This window comes from Streptomyces sp. NPDC008150 (genome assembly GCF_042956945.1).
Taxonomy (GTDB): Bacteria; Actinomycetota; Actinomycetes; order Streptomycetales; family Streptomycetaceae; genus Streptomyces.
Genome location: NZ_JBIBHJ010000016.1, coordinates 11,420 through 31,108 on the forward strand (window position 1 = coordinate 11,420; position 19,689 = coordinate 31,108).

Here is a 19,689-nt window from a genome sequence, read left to right on the forward strand (position 1 = left end):
CCAGGGACAAGGGGAGTTCGGACTACGGGGGCATACAGGTCCACACAGCCGGGCACCCGGTTCATACCCACTGTGCGCTAGTGATCATAACTATCCGTACGCGCGCATCGATCGGCGCACAGCCGCACAAGGGGGCGCATGGCCAATATGGTCGGGGCATGACCGAGGCTGACTCATTTCCCCGACGGCAGGCCCGTACACAGCGGTTCACCCTGGGCGCGCCCCGTGCGTTCACCGTGGCACCGGACGGCTCCCGTGTCGTGTTCCTGCGCTCCGCTTCCGGTACGGACCGGGCGGGCGCCCTGTGGACCCTGGACCCGGCGGACGGCCGCGAACGCCTCGCGGCGGACCCGGGCGGCCTGCTGGGCGGCACGCTGGAGCGGCTGTCGCCCGAGGAGCGGGCGCGGCGGGAGCGCACCCGGGAGGGCGGCGCGGGCGTGATCGGCTACGCGACCGACGCGACGGTGGAGTTGGCGTCTTTCGCCTTGTCAGGGCGGCTTTTCGTGAGTGAGCTGCGGGCGGGCACGACCCGTGAACTCACCGTCCCCGGGCCGGTGATCGACCCGCGCCCCTCCCCCGACGGCCGTCTCGTCGCGTACGTCGCGCGGGGCGCGCTGCGGGTGGTCGGCGCGGACGGCGCGGGCGACCGGGCGCTCGCGGAGCCGGAGTCGGAACAAGTCACCTACGGACTGGCGGAGTTCGTCGCCGCAGAGGAGATGGGGCGCACACGCGGGCTGTGGTGGTCGCCGGACTCGGACCGGCTGCTGGTGGCCAGGGCCGACGACACCCCGGTACGGCGCTGGTGGATCGCCGACCCGGCCCGCCCGGAGCAGGCTCCGCAGCAGGTGGCGTACCCGGCGGCGGGCACCCCCAACGCGGAGGTGCGGCTGTTCCTGACGGACCTCGACGGGACCCGCACGGAGGTCCTGTGGGACCGGGAGCGGTATCCGTATCTGGCGCATGTGCACTGGTCAGGGGCGGGGGCCCCGCTTCTCCTGGTGCAGGCCCGTGACCAGCGCGGCCAGCTCTGCCTCGCGGTGGACACCGCGTCCGGGACGACCCGCACGGTGCACGCCGACGAAGATCCACAATGGCTTGATCTTTTCCCTGGGGTGCCCTGCTGGAGCCCGTCGGGACAGCTCGTGCGGATCACCGACGAGGCCGGCGCACGGGTCCTCGTGGTGGGCGAACGCCCGCTGACCGGGCCCCAGTTGCACCTCCACGCGGTGTTGTCCGTGACGGCGGACGACGTCCTCGTCACGGCGTCGGCGGGCGAGGAGGCGAAGGACCCGGAGATCGGGGAGACGCACGTCTACCGGGTCAGCGAGCTGGGTGTGGAACGGATCTCGCAGGAGCCCGGCGTCCACACGGCGGTCCGCTCGGGCGGCGTCACGGTCCTGGTGTCGGCGACGCCGGACCGCCCCGGCACCCGGGCGCTGGTGCTCCGGGAGGGCGGGCGCCCCGTCCCGGTGGTGTCCCACGCGGCGGATCCCGGCCTGACCCCGCGCGTGACGCTCACCCAGGGGGGCGCACGGCGCGTCCCGTGCGCCCTGCTTATGCCGAAGGACTACCACGGTGACAATCCCCTGCCCGTTCTGATGGATCCGTACGGCGGTCCGCACGGCCGCCGGGTGGTCGCGGCGCACAACGCGCACCTGACGTCACAGTGGTTCGCGGACCAGGGCTTCGCGGTGGTGGTCGCGGACGGCAGGGGCACCCCCGGCCGCTCGCCCGCCTGGGAGAAGGCGGTCCACGAGGACTTCACCCGCACCCTCGACGATCAGGTGGACGCCCTGCACGCCCTCGCCGCCGAGCACCCCCTCGACCTCTCCCGGGTGGCCGTCCGCGGCTGGTCGTACGGCGGTTACCTCGCCGCCCTCGCGGTACTGCGCCGCCCGGACGTCTTCCACGCCGGCATCGCGGGCGCCCCGGTCACGGACTGGCGGCTCTACGACACCCACTACACGGAGCGCTACTTGGGCGACCCGGCGACGAACCCGGCCGCGTACGAGCGCAGTTCACTGGTGACGGACGACGGCCTGGTGTCCCCGGAGGCCCCGCACCGCCCCCTGATGGTGATCCACGGCCTCGCGGACGACAACGTGGTCGTGGCCCACTCCCTGCGCCTGTCGTCGGCCCTCCTCGCGGCGGGCCGCCCCCACGAGGTCCTCCCCCTGTCGGGCGTCACGCACATGACCCCGCAGGAACAGGTGGCGGAGAACCTGCTGCTGCTCCAAGTGGACTTCCTGAAGCGGGCGTTGGGCACGGACTGACGTCCCGCACCACGGCCGGCGGCCGGGGCCGCGCGGGCGGCGCCGCCGGTCGGGGCGCGCGCGGGCAGAAAACAGGCCGGGACGACATGGCGCGTCCCGGCCTGTTTTACGGCACCCGCACGGCCGTACGTTGTTCAGACTGACGCGTCCGTATATCGGAACCGCTTCCGTGAAGTTGCCTGCGTGTTAACGCGATTGATGCCCTTCCGTCCCGTTATGCCGTCGCGTCCTCCGGCGGTACGACCTGCTTCTCCTCCGCGAAGTGGCAGGCCGAGTCGTGCGCCGCGGGCCCCGTCGTGTCGCGGAACGCGGCCGGCACGGCGAGCACCGGCTCCTCCCGCGCGCACCGCTCCTGCGCCTTCCAGCAGCGGGTGCGGAAGCGGCACCCGGAGGGCACGTTGGTGGGCGAGGGGACGTCACCGGTGAGGATGATCCGCTCCCGGTGCTCGCGCGCCTCGGGGTCGGGCACCGGCACGGCCGACAGCAGCGCCTGTGTATAGGGGTGCGTGGGGTGTTCGTAGATCTCCTCGTCGCGCCCGGTCTCCACGATCCGCCCGAGGTACATGACGCCGACCCGGTCGGAGATGTGCCGCACGATCGACAGGTCGTGCGCGATGAAGATGTACGACAGCTCGAACTCGTTCTGCAGCCGCTCCATCAGGTTGATCACCTGCGCCTGCACCGACACGTCGAGCGCGGAGACCGGTTCGTCCGCGACGATGATCTCGGGGCGCAGGGCCAGTCCGCGGGCGATGCCGATCCGCTGGCGCTGGCCGCCGGAGAACTGGTGCGGGTAGCGGTTGATGTACTCGGGGTTGAGGCCGACCACGTCGAGCAGTTCCTGCACCCGCTTGCGCCGGTCGCCCTTGGGCGCCGCCTCGGGATGGATCTCGTACGGCTCCCCGATGATGTCGCCCACCGTCATCCGGGGGTTGAGCGAGGTGTACGGGTCCTGGAAGACCATCTGGATGTTGCGGCGCACCGCCTTGAGGGCCCGGCCGGACAGCTTGGTGATGTCCTCGCCCTTGTACCGGATCTCGCCGGACGTGGGACGTTCCAGGTTGACGAGCATCTTGGCGACGGTCGACTTGCCGCAGCCCGACTCCCCCACGATGCCGAGGGTCTCGCCCGCGCCGAGGGCGAAGTCGACGCCGTCGACGGCCTTGACGGCGCCGACCTGCTTGCGGAAGACGATGCCCCGGGTCAGCGGGTAGTGCTTGACCAGGCCGCGCACCTCGAGGATCGGCGGCTGTCCGCCGCGGGCCCCGTGGGCGGCGAACTCGGACTCGGCGCGCGCCTTGTCGAGCAGCCGCCGCGCCTCGTCGCCCTCCGAGCGGGCCGCACGGCGGGAGCCGTGCTCATCGTGACGCATCGAGCGTCTCCTTCCAGAAGTGGCAGGCGCTGCGGCGTCCCTCGGCGACCTCCGCCAGGGGCGGGTCGACCGAGCGGCAGATGTCCTGCGCCATCGGGCAGCGCGGGTGGAAGGAGCAGCCCTTCGGGATGTGCAGCAGGTTGGGCGGCAGGCCCTTGATCGCGTAGAGGTCCTGGCCCTTCTGGTCGAGGCGCGGGATCGAGTCGAGCAGCCCCTTCGTATAGGGGTGCGCGGGCGCCTTGTAGATGTCGTGGACGGGCGCGGACTCCACGATGCGGCCGGCGTACATCACCGCGATGCGGTCGGCGACGTCCGCGACGACGCCGAGGTCGTGGGTGATGAGGATGAGCCCCATGTTGTACTCGCGCTGCAACTCGGCGAGCAGGTCCATGACCTGGGCCTGGACGGTGACGTCGAGGGCGGTGGTCGGCTCGTCCGCGATGATCAGGGCGGGCTCCAGCGCCATCGCCATGGCGATCATGATGCGCTGGCGCATGCCGCCGGAGAACTGGTGCGGGTACTGCCGCACCCGTTCCTGGGCCGCCGGGATGCGGACACGGTCCATCAGTTCGACGGCCTTGGCGCGGCCCTCCTTGCGGGACATCCCGCGGTGCACGGTGAACATCTCGCCGAGCTGGTCGCCCACGGACAGCACGGGGTTGAGGGAGGACAGCGCGTCCTGGAAGATCATCGCCATCTCGGCGCCGCGGATCTTCCGGCGTTCCTCCTCCTTCAGCTTGAGCAGGTCGCGGCCGTTGAAGAGGATCTCGCCGCCGGCGATCCGGCCCGGCGGGATGTCGAGGATGCCCATCACGGCCTGCGCGGTGACGGACTTCCCGGAGCCCGACTCGCCGAGCACGGCGAGCGTCTCACCGGCGTCCACCGCGTAGTTGACGCCGTTGACGGCCTTGGCGACACCCTCCCGGGTGTGGAACTCGACCTGTAGGTCGCGTACTTCGAGCAGCATGACGGCGGCTCACCTCAGCTTCGGGTCGAGGGCGTCGCGCACCGCGTCGCCGAGCATGATGAACGCGAGCACGGTGATCGCCAGCGCGCCGGCCGGCCACAGCAGCATGTGCGGGGCCTGCCGGATGGAGCCGGAGGCGGCGGAGATGTCGATGCCCCAGCTCACGGTGGGCGGCTTGAGGCCCACGCCGAGGTACGACAGGGTCGCCTCCAGCGAGATGTAGGTGCCGAGCGCGATGGTCGCCACGACGATGACCGGCGCGACCGCGTTCGGGGTGATGTGCCGCAGCAGCAGCCGGGAGTTGGAGGCGCCGAGCGCGCGGGCGGCCTGCACGTAGTCGTTCTGCTTGGCGGTGATGACCGAGCCGCGCGCGATGCGGGAGATCTGCGGCCAGCCCAGCAGCACCATGAACCCGATGACGGGCCACACCGTGTTGCTGGTGACCACGGACAGCAGCACCAGGCCGCCGAGGACCACGGGGATGGCGAAGAAGATGTCGGTGATCCGGGAGAGCACCGAGTCGCCCGTGCCGCCGAAGAACCCGGCGAGGCCGCCGAGCACCGACCCGAGGATCGCGACCCCGAGGGTGGCCAGCACGCCGACGGTCACGGAGGTGCGGGCGCCGTAGACGGTACGGGTGTAGACGTCGCAGCCCTGGTTGTCGAAGCCGAACGGGTGCCCGGACTGGGAGCCCTCCTGCGCCTTGGAGAGGTCGCACTTGAGGGGGTTGCCGGACGCGATCAGCGAGGGCCAGATGGAGATGACGACAAGAAAGAGGATGACGAGCGCCGAGATGATGAAGACGGGGTTGCGGCGCAGGTCGTGCCAGGCGTCGGACCACAGGCTGCGCGCCTTCTCCTGCGCGCCGGTCCCCTGGGGGCCGCCGGGCTCGCCGCCCACACTGGTCGCCTCGCTCGTGGCGAGGTCCATGGCGCCGCCCATGCCGGTCCCGGCGATGGCGCCATCGGGTTCGTAGGGCTGGTCAGGCATAGCGGATCCTCGGGTCGAGTACGGCGTACAGGAGGTCGACGATCAGGTTGGCCACCAGGAAGACGAGGACGAGGATCGTCACGAAGCCGACGACGGTCTGCGTGTTCTGCCGCAGGATGCCCTGGTAGAGCTGGAAGCCGACGCCGTGGATGTTGAAGATCCGCTCGGTGACGATGGCGCCGCCCATCAGCGCCCCGATGTCGGTGCCGATGAACGTGACGACCGGGATGAGGGAGTTGCGCAGCAGGTGACGCACGATCACCCGGCGCCGGGGCAGCCCCTTGGCGACGGCCGTGCGCACGTAGTCGGAGCGCCGGTTCTCGGCGATGGACGTACGCGTGAGGCGGGTGACGTAGGCGAGGGAGACCGACGCGAGGACGAGTCCGGGCACGATCAGTTCGCCGAAGGTCGCCTCGGTGGAGACCGACGGCTTGATCCAGCCCCACTCGACGCCCAGCAGGAGCTGGAGCAGCAGACCGGTGACGAAGGTCGGCACCGAGATGACGACGAGGGTGAGCAGCAGCACCGAGGTGTCGACGGCGCTGCCGCGGCGCAGTCCGGTGATCACGCCGAGCGTGATGCCGACGACGATCTCGATGACGATGGCGACGATCGTCAGCCGGATGGTGACCGGGAACGCGGTCGCCATCAGCTCGGTGACCTTCTGTCCGTTGAACGCGGTGCCGAAGTCGCCGGTGAACACGTTGCCCATGTAGGTGAGGTATTGCTGCCACACGGGCTTGTCGAGGCCGAACTCCTTCTGCAGCTGCGCGGTCGTCGCCGGGTCGCACGTCTTGTCGCCGCACAGTCCGGCGATGGGGTCGCCCATCACGTTGACCATCAGGAAGATCAGCAGGGTGGCGCCGATGAAGACCGGGATCATCTGCAGCAGACGCCGGATCACATACCGTCCCACGGTGCCTCCGGGGTTCGGGGGGCGGCCCCGTCGCGGCGGCCGCCCCGGCGCGGGTCAGCCGACCTTGATCTCGTTGTAGACCGGCACGCTGAACGGGTTGAGCGCGACGTTGGACAGCCGGTCCGAGTAGCCGGCGCTGCCGTTCTGGTACCAGAGCGGGATGGCGCCCATGTTGTCCCGGAGCACACCCTCGGCCTGCTGGAACAGGTCGACGGCCTTGGCGGTGTCGGACTCGGCGTTGGCCTTGTTGACCAGGGAGTCGAACTGCTTGTTGGACCAATGCCCGTCGTTGGAGGAGGCGTTGGTGTAGTAGAGCGGCTGGAGGAAGTTCTGGATCAGCGGGTAGTCCATCTGCCAGCCCGCCCGGAACGGCCCCGACATCTTCTTCTCGGTGATCTGGTTGCGGAAGTCCGCGAAGGTGCCGACGGGGCTGCCCACGCACGCCTTGTCGTTGTCGAGGGCGTTGTTGATGGAGTTGCAGACCGCGTCGACCCACTCCTTGTGCGAGCCGGTGTCCGCGTTGTACGTGATCTTGACCTGGCCGCCGGGCAGCCCGCCGCCCTCCTCGACCAGCTTCTTGGCCTCGCTGGGCTTGTAGTCGCAGGCCTCGCCGCACAGCCCGTCCTTGAAGCCGCCCTCCTTGCCGAGGACGGGCGAGGTCCAGTCGGTGGCGGGGGTGCGGGTCTTCTGGAAGATCGTGTCAGTGATCTGGTCGCGGTTGATCGCCATCGACAGGCCCTTGCGGACCTTCTCCGAGCCGCTCTTGTTCCAGTTCTTGTCGTAGAACGGGAAGGCGAGGGTCTGGATGATGCCGGCCGGGGTGTTGATGTACCGGTCGCCGAGGTCGCTCTTGACGTTCTTGAGCTGCGAGGCGGGGACGTCGTCGACCAGGTCGAGGTTTCCGGCCATGAGGTCGGTGTAGGCGGTGTTGTTGTCCGTGTAGACCTTGAGGTCCACACCGCCGTTCTGCGCCTTGTCGTCGCCGTCGTACCCGTCCCACTTGCGCAGGGACATCTGCGAGCCCTTGGTGTACGACTCGATCTTGTACGGCCCGTTGCCGACCGGCGTCTTCAGCCAGGCGGCGTGGTCGGTGAAGAACGACTTGGGCAGCGGCGCGTAGGCGACGTAGCCGAGGGTGTCGGGGAACGTCGAGAACTTCTGGCTGAGCTTGACCGTGAAGGTCTTGGCATCGGTGACCTTGAGCCCGGACAGCGTCTGGGCGGTCTGCTTCGAGCCGTCCTCGGGGTGGACCTTGTCGTAGCCGTCGATGTACTGGAAGAAGTAGGCGTTCTTCTGGTTGTTCTTCAGACTCGCGCCGTAGTTCCAGGCGTCGACGAAGGACTGGGCGGTGACGGCCTGCCCGTTGCTGAACTTCCAGCCGTCCTTGATCGTGATCGTGAAGTTCTGCGAGTCCGAGGTGTCGATCTTCTCGGCCAGCATGTCCTCGGCCTTGCCGCTCTTCGGGTCGTACCGCTTGAGCCCGCGGAAGATCATGTCGAGGACCTTGCCGCCCTGCACCTCGTTGGTGTTCGACGGCTCCAGCGGGTTCTGCGGGTCGCCCCAGGACGAGCTGAGCACCCCGCTGCCGTCACCGCCGCCGCCGCTGCTGCTTCCCCCGCCCCCGCAGGCGGTGGCCGCCAGTGCGGTCGCCGCCGCGCACGCGACCCATTTGGCGTGTGTGGCTCCACGCATGGAGTGCCTCCTCGTGACTGCGCCGTGCCACCGGCGCCATGGCACCGGTCCTTAACGGCCAATATCGGCCCGTAAGCCACCTACCGCACACGGCATCCCGCCTTTCGGGGGGTTGAGCCATCCGAATGCAGGCAAACAAGGACGATCGGGGCGCCCCTGGGAGGACTTCGTTGTGTCGCGCAACAGATCGATGCGATCCGACACGAGACCGCCCCACACCGACCCCCGGACGTACAGATTTCGATACACCGACGTCCGCATATCGAACTTCTTGCCCGTTTAGTTCCGTTGGCCCGAATTTGGACACGGACGCATCACAGGGCGCTACGCGTGTCACTACGGATCGGTCAAGCAGAAGCAAAAAAGGTAAAGACAAACCCAAGGTGACCGAGAATTTATTGACCTTGAATGAATTGCGTTGAAAAAGTCCGGCGTAGCCCGTAGGGGAGCGTGCCCTGCGGAGTCATCAGACCCTCCCTTGGGCCAGGAGCACCATGACCCCCCCAACTCCATCAGCGGCTGCCCCGCTTGAGGTGACCGACGACAACGTCGAACCGTCGCCGTCGCCCTCCACCCTCAAGGGCAACGAAAGCCGCTCCCCCGGGCGCCTCGCCTGGACCCGCTTCAAGCGGGACCGGACGGGCGTCATATCGGCCTGCATCGTGATCTTCTTCTTCGTCGTCGCGATATGCGCCCCGTTGATCGCGAAGCTCTACGGCAAGAACCCGTACACGACGTACGCCAGCCAGGACCCGAGCCTGCTCGACCCCTTCGCCTACCCGGCGGGTGCGAACGGCGGCATGAGCTCGCAGTTCTGGTTCGGCATCGAGCCGCAGCTCGGCCGTGACGTCTTCACGTTCCTGATCTACGGCATCCGCACGTCGCTCGGCATCGCCGTGGCCGCCACCCTGCTGACCACGGTCGCGGGTGTCGTCGTCGGCATCACCGCCGGTTACCTGGGCGGCAAGACGGACTACCTCGTGGGCCGGATCATCGACATCCTGCTGTCGTTCCCGTCCACCCTGTTCTTCATCGCCTTCATGCCGGTGATCTACGGGCTCTTCGTCGCCCCCGACGAGAACATCCCGACCTCGCTGCGCGCGATCTCGCTGATCCTCGTGCTGTCCGCGTTCGGCTGGGCGTCCATCGCCCGCCTGCTGCGCGGCCAGGTACTCGGTCTGCGCGAGCGGGAGTTCGTGGAGGCGGCCAAGGTCACGGGTGCGTCCCCACGGCGCATCGTGTTCAAGGAACTGCTGCCGAACCTGTGGACCCCGATCATCATCCAGTCCACGCTCATGCTTCCGGCCTTCGTGACCGCGGAGGCGGGCCTCGCCTTCCTCGGCGTCGGCATCATCGACCCGACCCCCGACTGGGGCGTCATGATCCAGCGCGGAGCCCAGTTCTACACGCAGGACATCACCTTCATGCTCTTCCCGGGCATCTCGATGGTGATCTTCGTCCTCGCCTTCAACCTGCTCGGCGACTCGGTGCGCGACGCGCTCGACCCGAAGTCCAAGCGATAGCTCCTGCCCCTTCCGGCCCGGTTCAACGACGTCCGGCTGGTCAGTACGTGCCCGTTCACCCCTACAGGTAGGCTCACTGTGTCCTTCTCCCGTAGAAACTTCATGATCGCGACCGGTGTCGTCGCGGCGTCGTCGTCCGTGCTGACCGCCTGTGGCAGCGGCGACAGCAACTCGTCGAAGAGCAGCGTCCCGGACGTCAGCAAGGCCAAGACCCAGAACATCCCGGTCGGCACCAAGTCCGACTCCACGGGCCCGGCGCCCGAGGTCGCCGGCGCGGTCAAGGGCGGCACGGTCTACTCGCTCGACCAGTTCGACATGGACCACCTGGACCCGGCGCAGATCTACGTCTCCACCGAGGGCCTCATCACCGTCCCGATCATGCGTGGCCTCACCGGCTACAAGATCGACGACAAGGGCAACGCGACCCTCGTCGGCGACGCGGCCACGGACGCCGGCACCGTCAAGGACGGCGGCAAGACCTGGGTCTTCACGCTGAAGGACGGCATCAAGTGGGAGGACGGCTCCGACCTCTCCATGGACGACGTCCGTCACACCTTCGAGCGCCTCTTCGCCTCGTTCGTGACCGAGGGTCCCCGCTACGTCCAGGACTGGCTCGAGGGCGGCGACAAGTACAAGGGCCCCTACGACGGCAAGAACCTCGACTCGATCGAGATCGACGGCAAGACCGTCACCTTCCGTCTGAAGGAGGCGCACGCCGACTTCAACTTCACGCTCGCCATGCGCGGTTACTCCCTGGTCGGCAAGAAGTTCGACACCAAGGAGAAGTACGACAAGTCGCCGAAGTCGTGCGGCCCGTACAAGATCCAGAGCCGTTCGGTCGGCAAGTCGATGACCTACGTGCGCAACGAGCACTGGGACGCGAAGACGGACCCGATCCGCAACGCCTACCCGGACAAGTTCCTCTTCCAGTTCGGCTTCCAGCCGCTGGCGTCGACCGACCGCTTCATCGCGGACAAGGGCAACGACCAGTACGCGATGGCGATCTTCAACGAGGTCGCGGCCGAGCGCATCGCCCAGGTCCTCACCAACGCCACGTACAAGAAGCGCGTGCTGACCCAGGTCGACCCGGTCACGTACTACTGGCCGATCAACACCAAGCGCATCACGGACGTCAAGGTCCGTCAGGCCATCAACTGGGCCTGGCCGCACCAGCAGCTCCAGACCATTCGCGGTGGTGCCTCCACCAGCGAGCTGGCGACCACGATCTTCTCCCCGGTCACCCCCGGCTACAAGGACTTCGACCTCTACGGTGTGAAGGCCAAGCCCGGCGGCAACCCGGAGAAGTCCAAGGCGCTCCTGAAGGAGGCCGGCAAGACCGGCCAGAAGCTGGTCATCGCGTACCAGCAGTCGGACAACGCCGTGAAGCAGGCCGTCGCGATCAAGAACGCGCTTGAGGCCGGTGGCTTCACCGTCGTCAACAAGCAGATCGACAAGTCGACCTTCTACACGCAGATCGGCAAGGTCGACAACGGCTTCGACCTGATGGCCGCGGGCTGGAGCCCCGACTGGCCGTCCGGCTACTCCGTGTTCTACCCCTGCTGGGACGGCGACAACATCGGCGACGGGCGCAGCAACTACGCCCAGCTGAAGGACGCGAGCGTCGACAAGGCGATCGCGGCCGCCACCGCCGAGACGGACGTCGACAAGGCGAACGCCGCCTGGGGCAACATCGACGAGCAGATCATGAAGCTCGGCGCGTGCGTCCCGGACTACCACGCCATCCGCAACTGGATGTACGGATCCAAGGTCGGAAACGTCGTGTACGACGCCGGCAACACCGGCATCGCCCTCTGCAAGCTCTACGTCAAGGGCTAAGCAGCGCTAGGCACCCCCGGGGACCCACAGGTCCCCGGGGGCGTCCCCGGCTCCAACCCCCCTCACCCCCGGCGACGGCGCCCCGTCCGGAAAGTCACGCCCCCATGCCCCGCTTCCTCGTCCGCCGAGTCCTCGGCGCGCTGGTGATCCTGCTGATCATCAGTGCCATCACCTTCTGGCTGTTCTACGCCGTCCCGCGTGACCCCGCGATGATGTCGTGCGGCAAGAACTGCACCCCGGCCGCCCTGAAAGTGATCCGGCACAACATGGGGATCGACCACCCCATCCCGGTTCAGTACTGGATGTGGCTCAAGGGCATGTTCGTCGGGCGCGACTACGGCGGCTACGGCTTCTGCAACGCCCCGTGCCTCGGTTACTCGTTCGCCAACAGCGAGCCCGTCCTCGGCACGATCCTGGACCGCCTGCCGCTGACCCTCTCGCTGGCGTTCGGCGCGGCCGTGGTCTTCCTGATCCTGGGCATCGGCGCCGGCATGCTCGCCGCCGTCAAGCAGGGCAAGTGGCTCGACAAGGTCGCCAGCTCCCTCTCGCTGCTGGGCTCCTCGCTCCAGATCTACTTCGTCGGCTACATCGCGATGTTCTTCTTCGTGTCCAAGCTCGGCATCCTCGACCAGCCGTCGTACACACCGATCACGCAGGACCCCTTGGCCTGGATGTCCGGCCTGCTCCTGCCGTGGCTGACGCTCGCGATCATCTTCACCGCGAACTACACGCGTATGACCCGCTCCCAGCTCGTCGAGCAGCTCAGCGAGGACTACGTGCGCACGGCCCGCGCCAAGGGCCTGTCCCGCGCCAACGTGTTCTTCCGGTTCGCGTGGCGCGGTGCCATGGGACCCATCGTGACGGTGTTCGGTATCGACCTCGGTACCCTGATCGGTGGCGCCATCATCACCGAGACCACCTTCAGCATGCAGGGCATCGGCCGCCTGGCAGTGGACTCGGTCGACAAGAGCGACCTGCCCATGCTGCTCGGTGTGACGCTGCTGTCCGCCGGCGCGATCGTCTTCTTCAACATCATCGTCGACGCGGTCTACGCCCTCATCGACCCGCGGATCCGGCTCGCCTGACCTCCGCAAGCCCCCACCCCCCGCATCACCCCCAGGAGCGTCCCCCGTGACGAGCACCGATCAGCAGCCCTTCCTGTCCGTCAGGGATCTCAAGGTTCACTTCTCGACCGAGGACGGCACCGTCAAGGCCGTCGACGGGCTCTCGTTCGACCTGCTCAAGGGGAAGACCCTCGGCATCGTCGGTGAGTCCGGTTCCGGCAAGTCGGTCACGAACCTGACGATCCTGGGTCTGCACGACCCCGACCACACCGCCATCGAGGGCGAGATCCTCCTCGACGGCAAGGAGCTGCTGACCGCCTCCGAGCGGGAGATGGAGCGGCTGCGCGGCAACAAGATGTCGATGATCTTCCAGGACGCCCTGGCGTCGCTGTCGCCGTACCACACCGTCGGCAAGCAGATCAGCGAGTCGTACCGCAAGCACACCGGCGCCTCCAAGAAGGAGGCCCGGACCCGGGCGATCGAGATGCTGCGCCGGGTGGGGATCCCGCAGCCGGACGTGCGGGTGGACGACTACCCGCACCAGTTCTCCGGCGGTATGCGCCAGCGCGCGATGATCGCCATGGCCCTGGTCTGCGACCCGGAGCTGCTGGTCGCGGACGAGCCGACCACGGCCCTCGACGTGACCGTGCAGGCGCAGATCATGGACCTGCTGAAGGACCTCCAGCAGGAGTTCGGCACGGCCATCATCTTCATCACCCACGACCTCGGCGTCATCGCCGACATCGCGGACGACGTCCTGGTGATGTACGGCGGCCGGTGCGTGGAGCGGGGCACCAAGAAGGAGGTGCTCTCGGCGCCGAAGCACCCCTACACCTGGGGCCTGCTGGGTTCGATGCCGAGCCTGGACGGCCCGGTCGACGTGCCGCTCAACCCGATCCCGGGTTCCCCGCCGTCGCTGCTGAACCCGCCGACCGGCTGCCGCTTCCACCCCCGGTGCACCTTCGCCGAGAAGGTCGACGGCAACCGCTGCTCCACGGAACGCCCGCTGCTGGAACTGACGGACGGGCGCGGGGCGGCCTGCCACCTGACCGAGGACCAGAAGCGCGAGTTCTTCGACGAACTCGTGGCCAGCCGGGCCATCTGACGTACACAAGACGGGAATTCAGACCATGAGCACCACCACTCCCCTCCTGGACGTCTCCGGGCTGACCAAGCACTTCCCCATCAAGGGCGGCTTCCCGATCCGGCGCACCGTCGGCGCGGTGCAGGCCGTCGACGGCCTGGACTTCCAGGTCGCCGAGGGCGAGAGCCTGGGTCTGGTCGGCGAGTCCGGCTGCGGCAAGTCGACGACCGGGCGCCTGATCACCCGGCTCCTCGAACCGACCGCGGGTTCGATCAAGTACCAGGGCCAGGACATCGCGCACGCCAACCGCTCCAAGCTGGCGCCGGTCCGCTCCGAGATCCAGATGATCTTCCAGGACCCCTACGCGTCCCTGAACCCGCGCCAGACGGTCGGCAAGATCATCGTCGGTCCGATGGAGATCAACAACATCAACCCGGCGGGCGGCCGTGAGGCGCGCGTGCGGGAGCTGCTGGAGATCGTGGGTCTCAACCCCGAGCACTACAACCGCTTCCCGCACGAGTTCTCCGGCGGTCAGCGCCAGCGCATCGGTGTGGCACGGGCGTTGGCCCTGGAGCCGAAGCTGATCGTGGCCGACGAGCCGGTCTCCGCGCTCGACGTCTCGATCCAGGCCCAGGTCGTCAACCTGCTCCAGAAGGTGCAGCGCGAACTCGGCATCGCCTTCGTCTTCATCGCCCACGACCTGGCCATCGTGCGGCACTTCTCGCAGCGCGTCGCGGTCATGTACCTCGGCAAGATCGTGGAGATCGCCGACCGCGAAGACCTCTACAACAACCCCCGCCACCCGTACACCCGCGCGCTGCTCTCCGCGGTGCCGGAGGCCACGGTGGAGGAGACGCCGGCCCGCGAGCGCATCCGTCTGATCGGTGACGTGCCCTCGCCGATCAACCCGCCGTCCGGCTGCCGCTTCCGCACCCGCTGCTGGAAGGCGACGGACGTGTGCGCGACGGAGGCCCCGCCGCTCGTCGAGGTCAAGGGCGACAAGGCCGGTCACCTGACCGCGTGCCACCACCCGGAGACGGCGGAGACCATCCCGGCCCCCCGTCTCTCCACGGACCCCCGGGCCGCGGCCTGACAAACCCCCTTTGGTCAGCCGCCACCCGCAGGAACGGACATTCACCGGCCCATTGACCCGAGCCCAGAGCGTCCGATCCGGGGACGAAGGCCCGCACCAGCTGTTGGTGCGGGCCTTCCGCTTTTCCGCGCCGGGCAGGGAAGTTGAGGGCGACGTGCGGCTACGCGGGACCGTCCAGGCCGAAGACGGTGCCGAACGGGTCGACGAGCTGGCAGATGCGCCGGTCCTCGGCGATGTCGAGCGGGCCGCGGTGATGGCGGCACCCCCGGTCGACCAGCGCCCGACGGGTCGCGTCCACCGCGTCGACGGCCCAGTACACAACGGGGCTCGCGCCGGGCGGATTTCGTGCGTCGTCGGCCGGATGGAAGCCGAGCTCGACACCGCCGGCCTCCAGCCACGCGTAGCCGCCGGTGCCCTCCCCCTCGAAGTGCGCCCGGACGCCCAGCACTTCGGCCCACCAGCGGGCGGAGGCGGCGGGGTCGAGCGCGAACACCATGACCGTACGGACACCCCGGAGAACGGGCCTCGCGTTCACGTTCCGGTCCGCCCGTCGGCCAGTGGTCGACCTGCGGCGGATCCTGCCGCACGCGGAGATGCTCCGTCACAACGGCCGTCTGGAGGGTCGCCCAGCTCGGCCCCTGCCACCAACTCTTGGCAAGACAGGCCCTGTTGCTCGTACTCGTCGGTCAGCAGGCCGGCCGGGACGTTCCGCGCCGGGGTCGTCCCCCGGTCGGTGTCGTCGTCGGCCCGCGCCCTGTGGTTTCTCGTCACCGCGCGAGCCTCGTCGCGTCCGCCCGCGATGTCGAGTGATTTCGCGGGGTCGCGCTCCTCCGGTGTCTGTCACCGGTGGCTCCTGGACTCCGGCACGGTCGCGAACTGGCGCGTGCCGAAAGGGGATTCCGGTGGAACCGCGGTTCAGCGGTGACGTGTTCGTCGCCTATCGTCAGATCTACGTGGAAAGTTCCTCCGGCTTTGGTTGCGGCCTGCACGCGGCCTTCGCCGGGCAGAACACCGGGCTGTGCGGCGCCGCCGAGCCGGGCTTCCTGTACCTCGCCACGGGGCTGCACACGGGCCGGGTCGGCTTCACCGTCGAACTGCACGACACCGAACCGGCGTTGGACGACTCGTGGGAGGAGGCGGTGGAGGTGTCGTTCCGTCCCGCGTCGTCCCGGACCGATCTGACGGAGTGGGCCGGGACGGCCGCGTACCCGCTCGACCTCGCCGAGACCGACTACCGGGTGCGGTACTGCGCCACCGGCATGCAGGCAGGCCACGACCTGGACACGAGCCCGGACGACGAGTCGGTCGTCGACCGCTGTCTCCTCCAGTTCTGGCCGGGCCCGCCGGGCCCCGACGTGCTGCTGAAGCAGACCAGCACGACCGCCGCGCACCGGCGCGACTTCGCCCGCGGCCTCCCTCCGGCCCCGGCCCCCGCGGAGCGGGAGCGTGAGCAGCCGCGTGCGGAGGACCTGATGAGGATGCCGGGCGGCCTGTCGTCCACCGAGCGGCTGAGCAGCAGCATGCCCGGGGCGAACGCCGCCGGCCCGGACCGTCCCTGAGCCGCCGGGTTCCGTTCCCCGAACGGAGAAGGGGCGCCCGACCCGGGCGCCCCTTCTCCGTTCCGTCGCTCAGTGGTCCCCCTCCGCCAGCCCCTCCTCCAGGGCCGCCAGTGCCGGGTCCAGGACGATGTCCTCGTCGCGGGCCTCGATCGTCGGCTCCTCCGGGAAGTGGCACGCCGTGAGGTGGTTCTCGCGGTTGCCGGAGATGCGGACCAGCGGCGGTTCCTCCGTCGCGCACCTGTCCTGCGCCTTCCAGCACCGGGTGCGGAAGCGGCAGCCCGAGGGCGGTGAGATCGGCGAGGGGACGTCGCCGGCCAGGCGGATGCGTTCGCGCTGTGCCGTGCCGTCGTCCGTGAGGTTGACCTCGGGCACCGCGGAGAGCAGCGCGTGGGTGTACGGGTGGCGGGGGCGGGTGTAGATGGAGTCCCGGTCGCCTACCTCGATGATCTTGCCGAGGTACATGACCGCCACGCGCTGCGAGAAGTGCCGCACGACGGCGAGGTCGTGGGCGATGAACAGGAACGCGATGCCGAGTTCGCGCTGCACCTTCTGGAGCAGGTTGACGACCTGGGCCTGGATCGAGACGTCGAGCGCGGAGACCGGCTCGTCGGCCACGATCAGCTTCGGCTCCAGGGCCAACGCCCGTGCCACACCGATGCGCTGGCGCTGACCGCCGGAGAACTCGTGCGGGAAGCGGTTGTAGTGCTCGGGGTTGAGACCCACGATCTCCAGCAATTCCCGGACGCGCGCCTCACGGCCGCCCGCCGGGTTGATGTCGTTGATCTCCATCGGGCCCGAGATGATCTTGCCGACGGTCTGGCGCGGGTTCAGCGAGGAGTACGGGTCCTGGAAGATCATCTGGATCTCGGACCTGATCGGCGCGAGCTTCTTGCGCGAGGCGTGGCCGATCTCCTGGCCGCGATAGGAGATCGAGCCGCTGCTCGGCTCCATCAGCCGGGTGATCAGGCGCCCGGTCGTCGACTTGCCGCAGCCCGACTCCCCCACCAGGCCGAAGCTCTCCCCGACGCCCACGGTCAGGTCGATCCCGTCGACGGCCTGCACCGCGCCGACGGTGCGCCGGATCGGGAAGCCGCCCTTGACGGGGAAATGCTTGGTGAGGCCCTTCACCTCCAGCAGCGGCTCGGGCGCCGTGCCGGCGGAGTCCTCGCGAGGGGCTGGAAGGACGAGGTCTTCAGTCATGGGGGTGGCCTTCCTAGCCCAGGCTGGGCTTGATTTCCTCAATGAAGATGGTGCGCTTCTGCTCCGCCGTGAGGTGGCACGCGGACGCGCGGTCCGGGGCCAGCAGGGGGCGCTCGGTGACGCAGCGGTCGCCGTCCACCCGGGTCTGGAACGTGCAGCGGGGGTGGAAGCGGCAGCCGGACGGCGGGGTCAGCAGCGACGGCGGCGCGCCGGGGATCGGCGCGAGCGGGGCGTCGAGGTCGGAGGTGATACGCGGCATCGAGTTCAACAGGCCCCAGGTGTAGGGGTGTTGGGGCGACCGCAGCACCTCGGCCGTGGAGCCGCGCTCCACCGCGCCGCCCGCGTACATCACCATGATGTCGTCGGCCATGTCGGCGATGACACCGAGGTCGTGGGTGATGAAGACGATCGCCGAACCGAACTCCTGCTGGAGGTCCTTGAGCAGGTCGAGGATCTGCGCCTGGACCGTGACGTCCAGCGCGGTCGTCGGCTCGTCGGCGATCAGCAGGTCGGGGTCGCAGACCAGGGCCATGGCGATCATCGCGCGCTGGCGCATGCCGCCGGAGAACTGGTGCGGGAAGTCCTTCGCCCGCTGGGCCGGGTTGGGGATGCCGACCTTGCCGAGCATCTCCACCGCACGGTCCCACGCCTCCTTCTTCGAGGAGCCCCGGTGCTTGCGGTAGGGCTCGGCGATCTGCCGGCCCACCGTGTAGTAGGGGGACAGCGCGGTCAGCGGGTCCTGGAAGATCATGGCGGCCTTGTTGCCGCGGACCTTCTCCATCTCGGACTCCCGGGCGGTCGTCAACTCCCGTCCGTCGAGCAGGATCTCGCCCTCGATCTTGGTGAACAGGGGGTTGTGCAGGCCCAGGATGGTCAGGTTCGTGACCGACTTGCCGGAGCCCGACTCGCCGACGATGCCCAGGGTGCGCCCGCGCTCCACGTCGAAGGAGAGTCCGTCGACCGCCCGGACGGGGCCGTCCTCGGTGTCGAAGGTGACGTGCAGGTCGCGCACGGAGAGGAAGGCGCCCGCGTCGGCCGGGGTGGGGGCGCCGGCTTCCTTGGTCAGTGTGGTCACGACAGTGCTCCTAGGACAGCCGCACGCGCGGGTCGATGTAGGCGTAGCAGGCGTCGACGATGATGTTGAACAGCAGGATCATGGCCGCGGAGAAGAGCATCACGCCCATCAGCAGCGGCAGGTCGTTGAAGAACACCGACTGCACGGCGAGTTGGCCGATGCCGGGCAGGCCGAACGTCGTCTCCGTGATGATGGCACCACCGAGCAGCGAACCGAGGTCGATGCCGAAGATGGTGATGATCGGGATCAGCGAACCGCGCCAGGCGTAGCGGAAGAAGACGTATCTCTGGGACATCCCCTTGGCCTTGGCCGTGCGGACGTGGTCCTCCTGGAGCTGCTCGATCATCGCCGAGCGCGCCATACGTGTGTACTGCGCGGCGAAGATGGTGGAGAGGACCACCCAGGGGATGATCAGGCCGCCGAACCAGGAGATCGGGTTCCCGGTGAAGTTGTTGTAGGCGGGCCGCTCGAACCAGTGCGTCTGGAAGACCAGGATGGCCATGGCCAGCGGTCCCAGGAAGTAGATCTGCATCGAACTGAGCACCATGGCGCCCGCGGTGGCCGTCTTGTCGATCAGCGTGCCGCGCCGCCAGGCGGCGATCATGCCGGTGCCCAGACCGGTGAGCAGGAAGAAGAACGCGCCGCCCAGGGTGAGCGAGATCGTGACCGGCAGACGGTCGAGCATCGTGCCCCAGACCGCCTCGTTGGTGTGGTACGAGTACCCGAAGCAGGGCGCGGGGCACGGCCCCTGAATGAAGTTACTGCTGCCCAGGACCAGGTTGTGCAGGAAGGTCCAGTACTGCTCGGGTATCGACTTGTCGAGGCCGAGGACATGGTGGATGTTGGCCAGGTTCTCCGGCGTGCAGGTCTTGCCGCACAGCAGGAGCCCCGGGTCGCGGGGCATCCCGAAGAAGATCAGGAACGTCACCACGCTCAGCAGGAAGAGGATGACGACGGCGCCGAGGAACCGGCGCAGCAGGAAGCGCAGCATGGCAGGGGCAGCTCTCAGGCGTCAGTGGGCCGGACGGTACCCGGTGCGCCGCCC

General features: G+C 68.6%; 16 protein-coding genes. 7 read left to right on the forward strand and 9 right to left on the reverse strand.

Annotated features, from left to right (window positions below):
- The first annotated feature begins 158 nt into the window (after positions 1 to 158).
- Positions 159 to 2,273 carry a prolyl oligopeptidase family serine peptidase gene (locus ACFZA0_RS31405; RefSeq protein ID WP_391023244.1) on the forward strand — a complete coding sequence of 705 codons (2,115 nt, stop codon included), beginning with the start codon at positions 159 to 161 and terminating at the stop codon, positions 2,271 to 2,273.
- 214 nt (positions 2,274 to 2,487) lie between these two features.
- Here the strand turns inward: ACFZA0_RS31405 and ACFZA0_RS31410 are convergent, their stop codons facing one another.
- Genes ACFZA0_RS31410 through ACFZA0_RS31430 form a run of 5 tightly spaced genes read right to left on the reverse strand, consistent with a single transcriptional unit; the run spans position 2,488 to position 8,210 of the window.
- Positions 2,488 to 3,645, reverse strand: a complete 1,158-nt coding sequence (locus ACFZA0_RS31410) for a dipeptide ABC transporter ATP-binding protein (protein ID WP_391023246.1) — start codon at positions 3,643 to 3,645, stop codon at positions 2,488 to 2,490.
- The gene (locus tag ACFZA0_RS31415; RefSeq protein WP_391023248.1) at positions 3,632 to 4,612 is read right to left on the reverse strand and encodes an oligopeptide/dipeptide ABC transporter ATP-binding protein; all 981 of its coding nucleotides are present in this window, start codon (positions 4,610 to 4,612) and stop codon (positions 3,632 to 3,634) included. The genes ACFZA0_RS31410 and ACFZA0_RS31415 overlap by 14 nt, the downstream gene beginning before the upstream one ends.
- 9 nt (positions 4,613 to 4,621) lie before the next feature.
- Complete coding sequence (locus tag ACFZA0_RS31420) at positions 4,622 to 5,602, reverse strand: ABC transporter permease subunit (protein WP_391023250.1); 981 nt, start codon at positions 5,600 to 5,602, stop codon at positions 4,622 to 4,624.
- Positions 5,595 to 6,518: an ABC transporter permease subunit gene (locus ACFZA0_RS31425; protein WP_391023251.1), complete on the reverse strand. Its 924-nt coding sequence runs from the start codon at positions 6,516 to 6,518 to the stop codon at positions 5,595 to 5,597. The genes ACFZA0_RS31420 and ACFZA0_RS31425 overlap by 8 nt, the downstream gene beginning before the upstream one ends.
- A gap of 54 nt (positions 6,519 to 6,572) precedes the next feature.
- Positions 6,573 to 8,210 carry an ABC transporter substrate-binding protein gene (locus ACFZA0_RS31430; protein WP_391023253.1) on the reverse strand — a complete coding sequence of 546 codons (1,638 nt, stop codon included), beginning with the start codon at positions 8,208 to 8,210 and terminating at the stop codon, positions 6,573 to 6,575.
- A 494-nt stretch (positions 8,211 to 8,704) separates the two neighbouring features.
- Here ACFZA0_RS31430 and ACFZA0_RS31435 point away from each other — a divergent pair, with 494 nt between their 5' ends.
- From ACFZA0_RS31435 to ACFZA0_RS31455, 5 genes are all read left to right on the forward strand, one after another.
- Positions 8,705 to 9,733, forward strand: a complete 1,029-nt coding sequence (locus ACFZA0_RS31435) for an ABC transporter permease subunit (protein WP_391023255.1) — start codon at positions 8,705 to 8,707, stop codon at positions 9,731 to 9,733.
- A 102-nt stretch (positions 9,734 to 9,835) separates the two neighbouring features.
- Positions 9,836 to 11,569, forward strand: a complete 1,734-nt coding sequence (locus ACFZA0_RS31440) for an ABC transporter substrate-binding protein (RefSeq protein ID WP_391023257.1) — start codon at positions 9,836 to 9,838, stop codon at positions 11,567 to 11,569.
- A gap of 104 nt (positions 11,570 to 11,673) precedes the next feature.
- Positions 11,674 to 12,654 carry an ABC transporter permease subunit gene (locus tag ACFZA0_RS31445; protein ID WP_391023259.1) on the forward strand — a complete coding sequence of 327 codons (981 nt, stop codon included), beginning with the start codon at positions 11,674 to 11,676 and terminating at the stop codon, positions 12,652 to 12,654.
- A gap of 46 nt (positions 12,655 to 12,700) precedes the next feature.
- Positions 12,701 to 13,738 (forward strand): oligopeptide/dipeptide ABC transporter ATP-binding protein, encoded by a 1,038-nt coding sequence (locus ACFZA0_RS31450; protein ID WP_391023261.1) that lies wholly within the window; start codon positions 12,701 to 12,703, stop codon positions 13,736 to 13,738.
- A 25-nt stretch (positions 13,739 to 13,763) separates the two neighbouring features.
- Positions 13,764 to 14,810 (forward strand): dipeptide ABC transporter ATP-binding protein, encoded by a 1,047-nt coding sequence (locus ACFZA0_RS31455; RefSeq protein ID WP_391023263.1) that lies wholly within the window; start codon positions 13,764 to 13,766, stop codon positions 14,808 to 14,810.
- A gap of 160 nt (positions 14,811 to 14,970) precedes the next feature.
- On the opposite strand, the gene ACFZA0_RS31460 is transcribed toward ACFZA0_RS31455, so the two are convergent.
- Positions 14,971 to 15,345 (reverse strand): VOC family protein, encoded by a 375-nt coding sequence (locus ACFZA0_RS31460; protein WP_391023265.1) that lies wholly within the window; start codon positions 15,343 to 15,345, stop codon positions 14,971 to 14,973.
- Positions 15,346 to 15,712: 367 nt separating this feature from the next.
- Between ACFZA0_RS31460 and ACFZA0_RS31465 the strand changes: the two genes are divergently transcribed.
- Positions 15,713 to 16,369: a hypothetical protein gene (locus tag ACFZA0_RS31465; protein WP_391023267.1), complete on the forward strand. Its 657-nt coding sequence runs from the start codon at positions 15,713 to 15,715 to the stop codon at positions 16,367 to 16,369.
- Between the two features lie 69 nt (positions 16,370 to 16,438).
- Here the strand turns inward: ACFZA0_RS31465 and ACFZA0_RS31470 are convergent, their stop codons facing one another.
- The 3 genes from ACFZA0_RS31470 to ACFZA0_RS31480 are packed head-to-tail and all read right to left on the reverse strand — an operon-like array spanning position 16,439 to position 19,635.
- The gene (locus tag ACFZA0_RS31470) at positions 16,439 to 17,569 is read right to left on the reverse strand and encodes an oligopeptide/dipeptide ABC transporter ATP-binding protein (protein WP_391023269.1); all 1,131 of its coding nucleotides are present in this window, start codon (positions 17,567 to 17,569) and stop codon (positions 16,439 to 16,441) included.
- Between the two features lie 13 nt (positions 17,570 to 17,582).
- Positions 17,583 to 18,644 carry an oligopeptide/dipeptide ABC transporter ATP-binding protein gene (locus ACFZA0_RS31475; protein ID WP_391023271.1) on the reverse strand — a complete coding sequence of 354 codons (1,062 nt, stop codon included), beginning with the start codon at positions 18,642 to 18,644 and terminating at the stop codon, positions 17,583 to 17,585.
- 10 nt (positions 18,645 to 18,654) lie between these two features.
- Positions 18,655 to 19,635: an ABC transporter permease subunit gene (locus tag ACFZA0_RS31480; RefSeq protein ID WP_391023273.1), complete on the reverse strand. Its 981-nt coding sequence runs from the start codon at positions 19,633 to 19,635 to the stop codon at positions 18,655 to 18,657.
- Positions 19,636 to 19,689 lie beyond the last annotated feature (54 nt).